A 13952-nucleotide genomic window follows, 5' to 3' on the forward strand; every position below is an offset into this window, starting at 1 on the left:
CTTGAGGCGCATTCCTCCAGCACGTCTCTGCGGGGTGGATCTATGGTCAGGAAGCTCCAAGAGGAGATTAAACAGTCACTACCCTTCTCCACGCTGGAAGAAGAAGCGATGCTGAACCTGTCACGGACAGCAGACCGTTTGCAGAGCTCCTTTCGACAGATGCTGAAGCAGTATGCGCTTACCCCGGCACAATACAACGTGCTCCGCATCCTGCGGGGCGCCGCGCCGTCGGGACTGACCTGCAATGATCTGGGTTCGCGGATGATCAGCGAAGACCCGGACATCACCCGGCTGCTGGATCGGCTGACCAAGCAGAATCTGGTTCGCCGGCGCCGGGATCAGACCGATCGCCGCGTGATTTATACCTGGATCACTCCAGCGGGACTGGAGAAATTGAAAGAGCTGGATCCCCTGGTAATCAGCTATATCCAGAATCAGGTGAAACATATGAGCCAGGAGCGGCTCCTGTTGCTTATCGATCTGCTGGAGGAGGCTCGCCAGTCAGCCGACACTCCTGTAGAGAATGCTCCGGCTGCGGCACACACACTCCACGAATAGTCCCAGAGAATCCGGCTTCGATTCCGCAGGTTGAGCGGCAGGATTCCCCTGGTTAGTGACTCACATCCTCGGTAAGGGACGCGGGCGCGTGGCCGTTTGTCTTTCCGCCTTCGAGAGCCTCGCTGGTTATGGTAGTGGAGCCTCCAGCCGCCTCTGGGGAAGATTTGTGCAGCTCATGGTGCAAGCAATAGAGCGCCAGCTCGAGTCTGTCCGAGACGCCCAGCTTGTCATACACCTTGCGCAGATAATTCTTGATCACCTGCTCGGTGGTTCCGAGCTGATAGGCAATTTCCTTATTTCTCTTACCCTGGGTGATGCAGGTGATGATTGCCAGCTCCTTGGGGGAGAGACGAGGCTGGGTACGGGAGCTGGTCGGATTCATCGCCTGCGACCGATACGCTTCGATGACCCAGTTGACCGACTGATTGTCGATCCAGGTCTCACCCGCAGCGATCTTCCGCACGCACTTTACCAGCAGATCGGGGGAGATGGACCGCGGAATGATTCCACGCACTCCACGACGATACAGCTCCACTGTGTTCGATTCATCCGACGCCATGGTCTGAATGATGATCTTGACGTTGGGGGCGCGGCGTACGATCTCCGGAATCGCGTCTGTGGTGCCGCTCAGCAGGTTCCCCTCAAGCATCACGATGTCGCAGGGAAAGCGCTCGACAGCCTCATGAAGACCGGCGATGGAATCCACCTGAGATACGACGCGTATGTCGTCCTCAAGAGCGAATATTTTGCGCATGCCAACGCGGTAGATTGCCTGGGAATCCGCCAGGAGAACACGGATGACAGCGTGGGTTGCGGCTGTATCTGCCTCGGGCTGCTCAGATTCGGGTTCTTCAAAAAAATTGGATTTGGCAGGAACCATAAGTATTCATTCCGTGAAGCGATATTCATCAATGACAGCCGCCGCATGACACCTTGGCGGGCTTGCGTAGGAGCGCACCACGTGGCCTACACAATGAATAATCACGTCAGCCGATGTTCCCAGCGTGACAGCAGGCATAGTCAAAGCAAATTGGAGACGCGCGTGAATCGGTAGAAGCTGGTCGCTCTCAAAGAGAACACCACTCGACGAAATATTTGCGGTTACCGTCTCCATAATCCCGTGGTCAGTGATAACCCTCATCGGTAAGCGAAGCGGAAACCGCACTGCCGACCTGTCTTCGGTCACGGAACGGTTGCGCTTCACGGGATGATCAGCACTCCCCATGGGGAAAGGCGTCCGAAAAATGTCTTCCTACAAGTCTGGAAGTTTCTACACAATAGCGCGAAATTTCGGAATTTGCACGTGACTAAAGTTTGAAATAACACCAAAGTGTTAATCGAGTCGTCACTTTTCTGCACAAATCCCTGATTACCGCAAAGAAACCACCCCATAGCCAGCGGCATTGGCTGCTAACTAAAGAGGTTCTGTGAAAATGTCGCAAACGGGAACCCGAAGAGTACCTATCCCGGAATTACCTCTGAAGAAATTACGTGCCGCGGACCAGGGATCGACAGGTTGCTGCCAGCCAAACCTGCTGCGGCTTCATCGCCCCCGTTAGGGAGCAGCTCAGCTCAATGGGCACGCAAAGCGTGATCCGCCGTTTCGTTCAGCAAAACGAAATCGCGATCGCTGTGTCTCGACAATTGGCCGCCTATTTCTTCGTGAAGTCCGCGCCAATCGCGGTAATTCCCCTTGTTCGCCCGTTGGGAAGGCTACATGGTTGGACGGCGGGATTCCTTGTCAAGACCCAGCACGAGGGTTACTAAGTGGCTATTAAAAATGGCACTTCGGGCCCCGATTCGAATCTGCCTTAGATCTGGAAAGGCCTCTCACGGGCTTGGCTGCGATGCGAATCGCCGATGAAAATCTAAACCGTGACTTTAGGTAATCCCGCCCAGGCAAAGGTACAACAGGGCAAAGTCACAAAAAAACAATCGATTTATAACCAAAAAGTTGTAGCTGATAGAGAGAAATCGGTCTACCCTGCCCTTAACACATGAATACCTCACTCTGAATTTCCTACTCTAGGAGCCTGTTTATGACCGCGCTGTCCTACAAGTCTGCCGCCCTGGTTACCGCCCTAATCATGACGATTGCAACAACGTCTTTCGCTTCGACCCACAGCCCTAGTGCACCGCAACCGATTCCTCCTGCTGGAGACTCCTTTGCCGCTCTCCGCAGCCCCAGCGCTCCTCAGCCCATTCCTCCCGCTGGTGATTCATTCCGCAGCCCAAGCGCACCGCAACCGATTCCTCCTGCCGGAGACTCCTTTGCCGCTCTCCGCAGCCCAAGCGCACCGCAGCCCATTCCTCCTGCTGGAGACTCCTTTGCCGCTCTCCGCAGCCCCAGCGCTCCGCAGCCCATTCCCCCGGCTGGCGATTCGTTCCGCAGTCCAAGTGCACCGCAACCCATTCCTCCTGCCGGGGACTCGCTAGCTTAGGAGGTGGTTGTGCAGGTTTTTACCTCAAAGGGCTGGCGGCTAAGTTATTCTGCAACCGGAAGGTGAACAGTGAGCCTGCCTGGCATCGATAGTTTGTTGTGGGTGGCGGGCTACGGCGCGACGGCGATCCTGATCGTCGCCATTTTTTCGCGTGGTCTGCACCGGACCTTCCCTATCTTCACCGGCTATTTAATATCCGCGCTTGTCACAGACCCGCTCTTATATTGGGTTCATTCTCAATTTCCCACGCGATATTTCGACTCGTACTTCGCCATGAATGGAGTTGACTACCTCTTTCAATTGGCGCTGCTGTTTGAGATCGGGGCGAATATTGTGCGGCCGGTGCGGAAGTCTTTGCCGGCCGGAGTCGTGTGGCTCCTGGCTGGCTTTCTTGTTGCGGCTGCCACGGTGACCGCAATCTTTGCCTTTTACTCCACCCCTCATTCCCTTTCCCATCTCGGCGTTATCTTCGTAAAGATGAACCTGGGAATGGCAGTCCTCCGATTGGGTATTTTTGTATCGATCGCAGCGTTTGCCCAGATGCTGGGGATTGGCTGGAAGAGCCATGTGCTGCAACTGGCTACAGGCCTGGCCTTCTACTCTGCGATCAGCCTGATCGTCGCCAGCGCACAGAGCAGTACGGGCTTAACCCATTTGTTTCACCCACTTGCACAGATACAGGTCGCAAGTTACGTGGGTACCCTGGCTTTCTGGATCTGGTCCTTTGCCCGTGAAGAAGCGCCGAGGAAAGAATTTAGTCCACAAATGGAAAATTTTCTGCTATCTATAGCAGGAAGTACACGGTCTGAGCGTTTAGCTCTTCAAGCGGGAATCGACAAACCCAGGAATCGAGAGCGATAACAATGGTCCTCCCTCTGCTTCAGGTTTTGGTCACGATGCTGCTACTGCTTTATGCAGGCCGATGGCGGCGGAATCAGGTAAAAAAGGCCAATGAGAGCTGGGAATCTATCGTGGCCCGGCTTCGCGCCAACGACTGGGGGCTCGAAGAGGTTTCCGAGCGTTATCTCTATAGCGGAGCGATCAAGGCGACCACGCATGGAATCTGGGCAAAGATCGACGGCGCCAAGGGCCTGTGGGCGATGTACTGCAACGCCCCGGTTCTGATTCAGCTTGCCGATTATGCTGCCGAGCACGGCGATGGCGTCTCGGAAGAGATTCTGGAATCACTCCGCAGCGATGCATTTCAAATTCGGATTTGTGTTCTTATGGCGCTTGCGCAGCATGTCCTGTCGCGGTCCTCAGTCGCTGCCGAGGTCAATGCTCACCGCGCGACGGAAATCTATAGCGCGATGCTGCACCGCTTGACGATGCTGTTTCAGGATCACTCCACCATGCTCTTTCCGCGCTTCCTGGCGGCGATGTAGTTCGAGACCGGATCGTAAAAAGCGCGTCTCCTGGAGACGCGCTTTTTCATTGCCTCCAAGTCTGTAAATCCTTAGGCAGGATTCTCCTCCACAGAAGCGGTAATGCGGGTAAACTCGTCCTCCGTCAGCCGGAATGTCATTGCCTTCACCGTTCCCTCAATCTGGGCTGGCCGGCGTGCGCCGACGATTGCTGCTGTCACCGCAGGGTTGTGGAGTGTCCATGCGATGGCGACCACTCCGGGCTCGACACCATGGCTGTTACCAATCTCCCGGAGTAATTCGACCAGCTTGAGGTTGCGAGAAAGCTTCGGCTCGTTGAACTGTGGCGCCTTGCGCCGCCAATCATCCGCCGGGAGCTTCTGGATCCGCTCCGCAGTCATCTTGCCGGTCAATAGCCCGGAGGCCATCGGCGAGTAATTGATGACGCCAATTCCATGCTTCTGACAGAACGGCAAAAGCTCTGCCTCAACTCCGCGGTTCAGCAGAGAGTAGGGCGGCTGCAGGGAGGTGATCGGCGCAATCCGCAGGACTCGCTCCATTTGCTCCACGCTGAAGTTCGATACGCCGATGTATCGCACCTTCCCTTGCTGCTGGAAGCGAGCCAATGTCTCCCAGCCTTCCTCAATCTCGGCCTCGGGATTAGGCCAGTGAATCTGATAGAGATCGATGACATCGACATTCAGGCGGCGGAGTGAGCTCTCCAACTCCTCCTGCAGAGAGGCGGCCTTCAGGCTGCGATAGATCTTGCGATCCTCATGCCAGCGCATGGAGCACTTGGTAAAGATGTATGGCTTTTTCGACCGCCCCTTCAGCGCCTTGGCAACCATCTCTTCTGAGTGGCCCAGGCCATAGATGGCAGCCGTGTCAATCCAGTTCACACCGAGGTCGAGAGCTCGCTGGATCGCGGCGATCGATTCTGAATCGTCCTGGGCGCCCCAGGCAAACTCCCAGTTGCCGCCACCGATGGCCCACGCGCCAAAACCGATAGGGGTAAGTTGCAGATCAGAGTTGCCAAGAGAACGGGTAGAGATAAGAGTAGAAGTCGTAGACATGATGCTGAATTAGATGCGTTCACCCCCAGGGCGGGCTTCGTACATTTTCAGCAGCATCCAGGCAGAGATCGTGCCGGCGTCCTTGATGCCGCCGCTTTGGATCATCGATTCGAACTCCGCGATGGTCACGCGCTTGACGGTTAGGTCCTGCTCTTCCGGCTCCAGGCTGGGCTCGCCCTGTGTAAGGCCGGTGGCGCGAAATATGTGGAAGCCCTGGTTCGACATTCCATAGGCGATATAGAGGTGGCCGAGATAGTCCATCCGATCCGCTAACAGGCCCGTCTCTTCCTGCAACTCGCCGCGAGCCACATCTGCCGGGTCCGCAGTGGGGTTTTGCTCCCATGTGCCCTGCGGAAACTCCAGAAAGCGCGCTCCAACCGGATAGCGAAGCTGCTCGACCAGATAAACGTGCTCCTCCTCGATGGGGATAATCAGCGCAAAATCCGGCTTTTCGATAACTCCATAAATACCTGCGGTGCCGTCCGCGCGCTCAATCGCGTCCTCCCGCACACGCATCCAGCGGTTCTCATAAACAATGCGGCTTGAGATGGTCTTCATCGGTCCTCTTGAACCTGTCATGAATCTAGCATCCATACGCTGTGTCGTGCCCGGCCTCTCTCTCAAGGTTCGCTGTCATCGGTTTGCTGCCACCTCTGTGACTTTGGTCGATTGCGGCGGCACATAGCCGTGTTACGCTGCGATCAAATGGCAAACCAACGGACCAACAAGATCGGAATCATTGGCGCGGGTAGCGTAGGCGCAACCATCGCCTATGCGTGCATGCTACGCGGAGTCAGCCAACGCATCAGCCTCTTCGACGTCAATCAGGAAAAGGTGAATGCCGAAGTACTGGATCTGAATCACGGGCTGCAATTTGTCCCCGTCGCTGAGGTGAATGGCTCCGATGACATGAATGTGCTGGAAGGCTCCGATGTGATCGTCATGACGGCCGGCGCGAAACAGAAGCCGGGCCAGACGCGCATGGACCTAGCCGAAGCCAACGCAAACATCTGCCGCAAGATCATTCCCGAGGTGTTGCGCGTGGCTCCGGATGCCGTTCTGCTCATGGTCACCAACCCGGTAGACGTGATGACCTACATTGCTCAAAAACTGAGCGGCCTGCCGGCAAACCAGGTGCTGGGCAGCGGAACGGTCCTCGATAGCTCACGGTTTCGCTATCTGATCGCGAAGCGCTGCGCTGTCGCTGTGCCGAATGTGCATGCCTACATTGTTGGCGAGCATGGGGACAGCGAAATCCCGCTGTGGTCGAGCGCAAGCATTGGCGCAGTTCCTCTGGATCAATGGGCGGTCCCCGGCCATGGCCAACTGACCGGCAATGATCGCACGCATATCTTTGAAAGCGTACGCACCGCGGCAGACCAGGTAATTGCCGGTAAGGGCGCAACGAATTACGCCATCGGGCTCGCCGCGAGCAGCATCCTTGAAGCCATCCTGAACGATGCGAACCGTGTATTGCCGGTTAGTTCCCTGCTCACCGAATATCGCGGAATTTCCGGCGTATGTCTTTCGATTCCCTGTATCGTCAACCGGCGCGGTGTGGAAGCCGCACTCCCTGTGCCCATGAATGTGGACGAGATGGAGGGTTTGAAGGCGAGCGCTGACAGGATCTGCGAGGTCGTTCATTCGCTGGGATTCTAGAAGGTTTGCGCGAATTCTCAGAACGATACTGCTGCCTAAACCAACAGCATCGCGAATTGATGCATCTCTTGCTTAAGAAGGTCATGGTTGGCGGAGGAGCGCGGGTTTTCGCGATTTCCTCCGCTTGCTATCGGCGAAGGAGAATCGCGCCAGCCGATAGACTTCGCCAACCGCTGATTTTGGAGTTCACCGCGAATACCTGCTCCGGCCTCAACACCTGGAGCCGCGGCGAAGTTTGTCTCAAACCGCCTTGCAGCTGCCGCAGATAATCTTACGTGTGCGGTTCCTCAACAGCAATCGAGGCTGGCGGTTGCGATGCAGCCTTCTTTGCAGAGGATTTTTTCGCAGCCGACTTCTTCGCCGAGGACTTCTTTCTGGCTGACGGCTTCGGCGCGGCTCCTAAGAGCTGTGCCCACCGGCACTCCGGCTTATGTGGTGCAGCCTTTGCTTTTTTCACCGCGAGTTGGGCAACGGCGTTCACAATCCACTCAAAGCTCTCGGCTCCTACTGAGTTCAAATCTGCATCCGGCGCGGGATTCATGAAGTCGATGGCATAAGGCACTCCATCCTCGACGGCAAACTCCACCGTGTTGAAGTCGTAACCGAGAGCGCGGCAGAGTGTAACGGCATCCCGCCTCACTCTCGCGATCAGCTTCCTGTCGTAAGCCGGAGGATCCTGCACATACCGCTCTGCATGCGGCCGGCGCGGATCGTAAGGCATCACGCGTACATGCTCCTGGCCCACAACGTAGCAGCGGAAATATTCCTTGAAGTGCACGGCCCGCTGCAGGACCATGCAGAGGTCGCGGCTCTGATCGTAGGCGTTGAAGAACTCGTCGCGATTGTGTACGTGAAACACATCCCGCCAGCCTCCACCATCGATGGGCTTGAGGAAGCTGGGAAAGCCGATGGAGTCAAACAGATCATCCCACTTCAACGGATACTCCAGATTGCGCATGGAGCGGTCCGTCGTGCCGATGGGATGCTTCTTGTGCGGCAGAATCGCCGTCCTGGGCACAGCTACCCCCAGTTTGTCCGCCAGAGCGTAATTGAAAAACTTATCGTCTGCCGACCACCAGAAGGGATTGTTGATGACGTATGTGCCGTGCAGTACCGCGAACTTAAGAAAAGCACGGTAGAAGGGAATGTCATGCGAAACGCGATCGACAATGACGGAGTAGGCCGGAGGTTTGTCGAGCCGCACTGCACCTGTCTCTACAAACTCCGCGTGCACATCCTCGTGGCCCAGGGAGTTGATCCGTTCGACCAACGCGCCGGGAAAGCTATTCTCCATGCCAAAAAGGACCCCGATTGTCTTCACGTTCGTCTCCCCTATAAAAAATCAGGTGAACGTACAATACCTGGTCAGATGAACCGCAGAGAGCCGCCTGGCGCGTTGCTCTCACCTTAGCCCAGTAAAGCGCAAACTGGTCCGGCGATGTGTAAAAATCTTCGCCCAAGGCTCGGAGATACCGGCACGCGTTCTGGCCTAAACGAGACCCATCTGGCGCAACCATTCCTCCAGACAGCTTTGTCCTGCGGCTTCGAGTGCCGCACTCAGGGTCTGCGTCTCTCGTCGAATCGTGGATGGCTGGACGCTGTTCTGCGCAAGCTCACATGCGTGACCGAGCAGCCACGGCTCGATGCGCGCTCCAACCAGTTCAGGATGACACTGAAAGGCCAGTGCATGGCTCCCCCAGGAGTACGCCTGGTTCGCGCAAATATCGGTCGAAGCCAGCAGGGTTGCGCCCGACGGCAGATCGAAGGTATCGCCGTGCCAGTGGAACATGCTGGTTGCCGTGGGCGATAGATGCCGCACTGGCGACGACAGGCGGGCAGCCGTGAGCGTCAGCGGCTTCCAGCCGATCTCCTTCCGCGGTCCGGGATACACACACGCTCCCAGAGCACGAGCCATGATTTGCGCTCCCAGGCAGATGCCGAGAAGAGGAAGATCCTTCTTAAGGCGCGCTTCCGCGATCCGCAGCTCGTCCAGCACGAAAGGGTACTCGGCCTCATCGCAAGCACCGATTGGCCCCCCAAGCAGGACGACGAGATCTGGCTCCTCCGCCGAAAGCCGCTTCAGGTCGTCGGTTCCCGCGTCGCGGTAGGAAACCTCAAAACCCAGCCTGCCGAACGGGACCGCAAAACTGCCAACGTCCTCAAAAGCAACATGGCGAATCGCCAGAATCTTCTTCATACATTCAGATTCCGACAGGATCGCGCAACTTTCAACCTCTGAGGGAATGGTTGCAATGGGAATGTGCGGTTGCTGCTACTGTAAGAGCAAAGGATCTACGAACGGGGATCTACGATGCCGGGCGCTGAGGATGGCGCAGCGGAATCTCGCAGGAGACTGTGTTTCGCGATTTTGGAGATAGATTCAACGATGCACCCCGGCCTCTATCCCTCGTCCGCTGGCGAGGGTCGCAACTCGCGGCTGCAGATCCATCGCAGGTGGCACAGCCACTTTCTTCCGGAGCGCGACATCGTCGTCTATCTGCCTCCCGGCTACGAGGAAGATGCGGAGCGGCGCTATCCCGTGCTTTACCTGCATGACGGACAAAATCTGTTCGACCCGGAGACTTCCTTCATTCCCGGCAAAACGTGGCAGGTACGCGAGCGTGCCGATGCCGAGATTGTTGCAGGCCGCGTTGCGCCACTCATCATCGTGGGCATATACCATGCCGGTGCGCAGCGGCTGTCGGAGTACACCCACATTCCCGACGCGAAGATGGGCGGAGGGAATGCGGATCTTTACGGCAACCTGATCATGCGAGAGCTGATCCCCTTCATCGATCGCACGTATCGAACCCGAACGAACCGCGACAGCACCGGCATGGGTGGTTCCTCGCTCGGTGGCTTGGTGACGCTGTACCTGGGTCTGAAGTATCCGGAGAAATTTGGCAATCTGGCGGTGCTGTCGCCTGCAATCTGGTGGAGCCACCAAAACATCGTGGAATATGTGCAAAAAGTTGCACAGCGGCATCCTCTGCGGCCCCGCATCTGGCTCGACATTGGAGATGCCGAAGGCAGGCGGGCTTTCGAGGAAGCGGAGTTGCTCCACCGCAAGCTGGCCGCTAACGGATGGCGCGGGGACCACGATCTTCATTTTGAACTGGTCCGCGGAGGCACCCATGATGAAACGGCATGGGCAGGCCGCGTAGCTCCGATGCTGCGCTTCCTCTTTCCTGCATAGAGTTGAAAAGCCCGCATGCTGCGCTGCAAATCAGCTGATGCGGGTTGCGGAAAGCTCTGATTTCGGCAATACTTAGGAGTTGGGAAATGTGTGGCCGGGCTGTTCAGCTTGACCCTGGAGCTCTTTTCCTGAATGGCTTAAGCCCTACATACAAGTTTGAAAGGATTTTGACCTGTGCTGATGATTCGTTTGGCGCGCTTTGGTGCGCGTAAGCAGCCGTACTATCGAGTAGTGGTAATTGAGAAGGACCGCGCCCGCAACGGCCGCTCCATTGAAGTGGTGGGCACGTACAATCCCCGCACCAGCCCCGCGACTCTGGACTTCAAGCGCGAGCGCATTGATTACTGGACCAGCAAGGGCGCCCAGCTCTCGGAACGGGTAGCCAAGCTGTTAAAGACTCTGCCTGCGGAGACTGCGGCCGCCTGACGCCCCGGTTCCCAGGGCTTGCTGTACCTGTGAAGTTCCAAGAAGACAGCGAGGCCGGACAAGAGTTTCTCAGCCGGCCAACGCAATACTCCTCCCCCATGACTGACGCACGATCCATGGCAGGTTGACGAGTGTACTTTCTCGGACAATCCCACTGTTGTTCCTGCGTCGGGACTGCTACTATTGCGCTGCCTTAGGCGGCTGGTTTCCGTTGGGGGGCGAACGATGACAAAAGCAGAGAATATGCAAGAACTAGTGGCCGAAATTGCACGCGCGCTCGTCGATGATCCCGGCGCGGTCGTGGTTGAATCTGTCCAGCACGATGAGAATACGATCTTGAAGCTGCGCGTTGCCCCGCAGGATGTGGGCAAAGTGATCGGCAAGCAGGGCCGCACGGCGCGGTCGATGCGAACGATCCTGGGCGCGGTGAGTATGAAGCTGCATCACCGATTTACCCTGGATATTCTGGAAGAAGACAAGACTCCGGCGGCTCCGGCCGAGTGACAGGATCACCCGGATGGCCGTCTCAGGTAAGGTAACGGGCCTCACGGATGGCTGAAGAAACATGGGTATTACTGGCACGATTGGTTCGCCCGCAGGGACGCCGAGGCGAAGTGCTTGCCGATCTGCTGACCGATTTTCCTGAAAAATTCCATGAGCGCAACAGAGTTTTTCTTTTGCCTCCAACGATTGCAAAAAAGCCTGTCGCGCCTCGCGAGATGGAGTTGCAGGAGCATTGGCTGCACAAGGGGCGAGTCGTGCTCAAGTTCGCCGGCATAGACTCGATCAGCGATGCCGAGACGCTCCGCGGAATGGAAGTAGCCATCCCCCGCGAAGAGCGTGCCGCTCTTGCGGAAGATGAAGCCTACATCAGCGAATTGATCGGGTGCCACGTCTTTGCCGGGGAGAGCCTGGAAGACATTGGCGAGATCACTGACGTCGACATGGACTCCACCTCCGTGCCGCTGTTGATTGTGCGACGCCCACGCGGCGAGGAAGCGCTCATCCCCTTTGCCAAAGATTTTCTAAAGCGAATGGACGTTGCCGAAAAGCGCATTGAGATGACTCTGCCCGATGGCTTGCTGGAAATCAACGCTCCCCTGACCGAGGCCGAGCGCGCCGCGATGCAACACGAGGCAGAATCCGAGGCCTCTGCGGAAGAGCCAAATAGTTAAAGCTCAGCTTTAACAAATTCGCCCGCACTCCGCTTGATTGTTCAAGTACTTGTCGAGGGTTTCGGTTCATGTCTCGGTTTAGGTATTTATAGCAAGCGATTGATTTTAAACAGCAACAGCTTTTCCATGAGCCTCTTGCGGCAGCGAAAAGTAGAATCGCAGCAAAGGGATAGTACAACCGAGGAAGACCGCGGCTCCGAATCGCGGCAGGGATAGACAGTTCGCATGCGCTTTGACATCATCACCATTTTTCCAGGCTTCTTCACCGGCATCCTTGAGAACGGCGTGATGAAGCGCGCCATCTCGACGGGGCTTATCGATGTGGGCATCCATGATCTGCGGAACTTTACGCACGACCGTCATCGCACGGTGGACGACCGGCCCTTTGGCGGAGGCGAAGGCATGGTTTTAAAGCCCGAGCCTCTGGCCGAAGCGGTTGAATCTCTCGGCATCGCCGCAAAGGAAGGACGCGATACCAGCCGGGAGACGGTGGTCCTGCTCTCCGCCCAGGGCAAGCGGTATACCCAGGCCACGGCACGCGAGTTCTCGGCGATGGAGCGCGTGGTGATGCTATGCGGGCGCTATGAAGGCGTGGACGAGCGCGTGAGCGAGGCGCTGGCTGACCGCGAGCTATCGATCGGCGACTATGTGCTGTCCGGCGGAGAACTGGGCGCGGCTGTCATCATGGATTCGACCATGCGCCTGCTGCCCGGTGTGCTGGGGAACGAGGCATCGAGCGAGTTTGAGAGCTTTGGACGGGCCGATGGGCTGATGCCGCCATGCGACGAAGGCGGGCCGCCACGCTCCACGCATGGCGCCGGGGGATTGCTCGATTATCCGCATTACACGCGCCCGGCAGAGTTTCGCGGACGGACCGTTCCCGAGGTTCTCTATGGGGGAAATCACGAACAGATCCGTAAATGGCGCAGAGAACAGGCTCTGGAAAAGACTCTGCGCAATCGTCCGGATCTGCTGGAGCACGCGGAGCTGACGCCGGAAGACCGACGATTCCTCGCCTCCCTCAAGGCAAAAATCCACAGGGCGTAAGATGCTCGATCTATCTGGCGGTGTTTGCGATATGATTCTGCTTCCATTCCCTTCTTCCATTCCCATGACTGGAGAAATCCATTGGAACGCCGCCGCTTTCTCAGTTCGTCGCTTGCCGCATCGGCCCTTGCCATGACAAATCCTTCCTGGTCGCAGGGTACTTCCGGCAAGCCGCGCGAGTTCTATGAACTTCGCAAGTATTACCTGCAGTCGGGTCCGCAAACCAGGCTCACGGAGAGCTATCTGGCTGATGCTCTTCTCCCTGCGCTGAACCGGCTCGGCATTGCACCGGTGGGAGCCTTCCGGCTCGACATTGGGCCTGAGACCCCAACCCTGTATCTGCTGCTTCCCTGCACCGCGCTTGAAACGCTGGTTACCGCGGAGCTGCGCCTGGGGCGCGACGAGCAGTTTCTTAAGGCTGCCGAGCCGTTCTGGAATGCGCCCGCTACCGCGCCTGCCTACGTGCGCGTGGAGAGCTCTCTGCTGATTGCATTTGAAGGCTGGCCGAAGCTGGTCGCTCCAACAAAAGGCGAACATCCCGAGAAGCGCATCTTCCAGCTACGGATCTATGAGAGCCCCAGCAACCAGGACCACGTCCGCAAGATTGAGATGTTCCACAGTGGCGAGTTCGAGATCTTCCAGAAGGCCGGCTTTGCGCAGGTCTTTTATGGCGATACGTTGATTGGGCCGCGACTGCCCAACCTAACCTACATGCTGAGCTTTGCGGATCAGACGGAACTGAATGCCCGGTGGAATACCTTCCGCAACGATCCGGCGTGGAAGAAGTTGTCCGGGTCGCCCAGATACAACTTCGAATCCATCGTGAGCAATATCTCGAACTTGATCCTGAGCCCAACGTCTTTTTCGCAGATCTAGTAATGGTTCTCAGATCTGGCGCGGGGAGTTTGGGTAGTGGGGTCAGATCCTTCGCTTAGGACGACAAGACTGAGTGGCGGGCAGGGAGAGGTTGGAAACTGACCGGCCTTTGACACAGTTTCGCGAATCTGCGAATT

Annotated in this window: 16 protein-coding genes; 11 read left to right on the top strand and 5 right to left on the bottom strand. The window is 57.1% G+C overall.

What is annotated here, in order from left to right; all coding sequences use genetic code 11:
- Window positions 1-108 precede the first annotated feature (108 nt).
- Window positions 109-558, top strand: coding sequence for a MarR family transcriptional regulator (locus VM554_12270; protein ID HVJ09148.1), 450 nt, complete (start codon window positions 109-111; stop codon window positions 556-558).
- A 52-nt stretch (window positions 559-610) separates the two neighbouring features.
- Here the strand turns inward: VM554_12270 and VM554_12275 are convergent, their stop codons facing one another.
- Entirely contained in the window at window positions 611-1438 is an 828-nt protein-coding gene (locus VM554_12275) for a response regulator transcription factor (GenBank protein ID HVJ09149.1), read from the bottom strand.
- Between the two features lie 1159 nt (window positions 1439-2597).
- On the opposite strand from VM554_12275, the gene VM554_12280 reads away from it, so the two are divergent.
- From VM554_12280 to VM554_12290, 3 genes are all read left to right on the top strand, one after another.
- On the top strand, window positions 2598-2999 hold the full coding sequence (locus VM554_12280; protein ID HVJ09150.1) for a hypothetical protein: 402 nt from the start codon (window positions 2598-2600) through the stop codon (window positions 2997-2999).
- 69 nt (window positions 3000-3068) lie between these two features.
- A complete protein-coding gene (locus VM554_12285) occupies window positions 3069-3860 on the top strand; it encodes a hypothetical protein (protein HVJ09151.1) in 792 nt (263 codons plus the stop codon).
- 35 nt (window positions 3861-3895) lie between these two features.
- Window positions 3896-4384 (top strand): hypothetical protein, encoded by a 489-nt coding sequence (locus VM554_12290; protein ID HVJ09152.1) that lies wholly within the window; start codon window positions 3896-3898, stop codon window positions 4382-4384.
- Window positions 4385-4455: 71 nt separating this feature from the next.
- On the opposite strand, the gene VM554_12295 is transcribed toward VM554_12290, so the two are convergent.
- Window positions 4456-5436, bottom strand: coding sequence for an aldo/keto reductase (locus VM554_12295; GenBank protein HVJ09153.1), 981 nt, complete (start codon window positions 5434-5436; stop codon window positions 4456-4458).
- A gap of 9 nt (window positions 5437-5445) precedes the next feature.
- Window positions 5446-5994, bottom strand: coding sequence for an NUDIX hydrolase (locus tag VM554_12300; GenBank protein HVJ09154.1), 549 nt, complete (start codon window positions 5992-5994; stop codon window positions 5446-5448).
- 147 nt (window positions 5995-6141) lie between these two features.
- Between VM554_12300 and VM554_12305 the strand changes: the two genes are divergently transcribed.
- The gene (locus VM554_12305; GenBank protein HVJ09155.1) at window positions 6142-7095 is read left to right on the top strand and encodes an L-lactate dehydrogenase; all 954 of its coding nucleotides are present in this window, start codon (window positions 6142-6144) and stop codon (window positions 7093-7095) included.
- Window positions 7096-7366: 271 nt separating this feature from the next.
- On the opposite strand, the gene VM554_12310 is transcribed toward VM554_12305, so the two are convergent.
- Together VM554_12310 and VM554_12315 are read right to left on the bottom strand one after the other, a co-directional pair.
- A complete protein-coding gene (locus VM554_12310; GenBank protein HVJ09156.1) occupies window positions 7367-8416 on the bottom strand; it encodes a hypothetical protein in 1050 nt (349 codons plus the stop codon).
- Window positions 8417-8584: 168 nt separating this feature from the next.
- Window positions 8585-9292, bottom strand: coding sequence for a glutamine amidotransferase (locus tag VM554_12315; GenBank protein ID HVJ09157.1), 708 nt, complete (start codon window positions 9290-9292; stop codon window positions 8585-8587).
- A gap of 189 nt (window positions 9293-9481) precedes the next feature.
- Here VM554_12315 and VM554_12320 point away from each other — a divergent pair, with 189 nt between their 5' ends.
- From VM554_12320 to VM554_12345, 6 genes are all read left to right on the top strand, one after another.
- Window positions 9482-10291: an alpha/beta hydrolase-fold protein gene (locus VM554_12320; GenBank protein HVJ09158.1), complete on the top strand. Its 810-nt coding sequence runs from the start codon at window positions 9482-9484 to the stop codon at window positions 10289-10291.
- A gap of 180 nt (window positions 10292-10471) precedes the next feature.
- Entirely contained in the window at window positions 10472-10717 is a 246-nt protein-coding gene (gene rpsP, locus VM554_12325) for a 30S ribosomal protein S16 (protein HVJ09159.1), read from the top strand.
- Between the two features lie 243 nt (window positions 10718-10960).
- A complete protein-coding gene (locus tag VM554_12330) occupies window positions 10961-11221 on the top strand; it encodes a KH domain-containing protein (protein HVJ09160.1) in 261 nt (86 codons plus the stop codon).
- A 47-nt stretch (window positions 11222-11268) separates the two neighbouring features.
- A complete protein-coding gene (rimM, locus tag VM554_12335; protein HVJ09161.1) occupies window positions 11269-11892 on the top strand; it encodes a ribosome maturation factor RimM in 624 nt (207 codons plus the stop codon).
- Window positions 11893-12117: 225 nt separating this feature from the next.
- Window positions 12118-12939, top strand: coding sequence for a tRNA (guanosine(37)-N1)-methyltransferase TrmD (gene trmD / locus VM554_12340; protein ID HVJ09162.1), 822 nt, complete (start codon window positions 12118-12120; stop codon window positions 12937-12939).
- An 81-nt stretch (window positions 12940-13020) separates the two neighbouring features.
- Window positions 13021-13815 carry an NIPSNAP family protein gene (locus VM554_12345; GenBank protein HVJ09163.1) on the top strand — a complete coding sequence of 265 codons (795 nt, stop codon included), beginning with the start codon at window positions 13021-13023 and terminating at the stop codon, window positions 13813-13815.
- Window positions 13816-13952 lie beyond the last annotated feature (137 nt).

Source organism: Acidisarcina sp., assembly GCA_035539175.1.
Taxonomy (GTDB): Bacteria; Acidobacteriota; Terriglobia; order Terriglobales; family Acidobacteriaceae; genus JANXZS01.

Bases quoted from the DNA above. Each gene is read 5' to 3' on its own strand.
- VM554_12305 (HVJ09155.1), top strand. From the start codon at position 6,142: ATGGCAAACCAACGGACCAACAAGATCGGAATCATTGGCGCGGGTAGC.
- trmD (HVJ09162.1), top strand. From the start codon at position 12,118: ATGCGCTTTGACATCATCACCATTTTTCCAGGCTTCTTCACCGGCATC.
- VM554_12300 (HVJ09154.1), bottom strand. From the start codon at position 5,994: ATGAAGACCATCTCAAGCCGCATTGTTTATGAGAACCGCTGGATGCGT.
- rpsP (HVJ09159.1), top strand. From the start codon at position 10,472: ATGATTCGTTTGGCGCGCTTTGGTGCGCGTAAGCAGCCGTACTATCGA.
- rimM (HVJ09161.1), top strand. From the start codon at position 11,269: ATGGCTGAAGAAACATGGGTATTACTGGCACGATTGGTTCGCCCGCAG.
- VM554_12290 (HVJ09152.1), top strand. From the start codon at position 3,896: ATGCTGCTACTGCTTTATGCAGGCCGATGGCGGCGGAATCAGGTAAAA.
- VM554_12295 (HVJ09153.1), bottom strand. From the start codon at position 5,436: ATGTCTACGACTTCTACTCTTATCTCTACCCGTTCTCTTGGCAACTCT.
- VM554_12330 (HVJ09160.1), top strand. From the start codon at position 10,961: ATGCAAGAACTAGTGGCCGAAATTGCACGCGCGCTCGTCGATGATCCC.
- VM554_12270 (HVJ09148.1), top strand. From the start codon at position 109: ATGCTGAACCTGTCACGGACAGCAGACCGTTTGCAGAGCTCCTTTCGA.
- VM554_12280 (HVJ09150.1), top strand. From the start codon at position 2,598: ATGACCGCGCTGTCCTACAAGTCTGCCGCCCTGGTTACCGCCCTAATC.
- VM554_12320 (HVJ09158.1), top strand. From the start codon at position 9,482: ATGCACCCCGGCCTCTATCCCTCGTCCGCTGGCGAGGGTCGCAACTCG.
- VM554_12275 (HVJ09149.1), bottom strand. From the start codon at position 1,438: ATGGTTCCTGCCAAATCCAATTTTTTTGAAGAACCCGAATCTGAGCAG.
- VM554_12315 (HVJ09157.1), bottom strand. From the start codon at position 9,292: ATGAAGAAGATTCTGGCGATTCGCCATGTTGCTTTTGAGGACGTTGGC.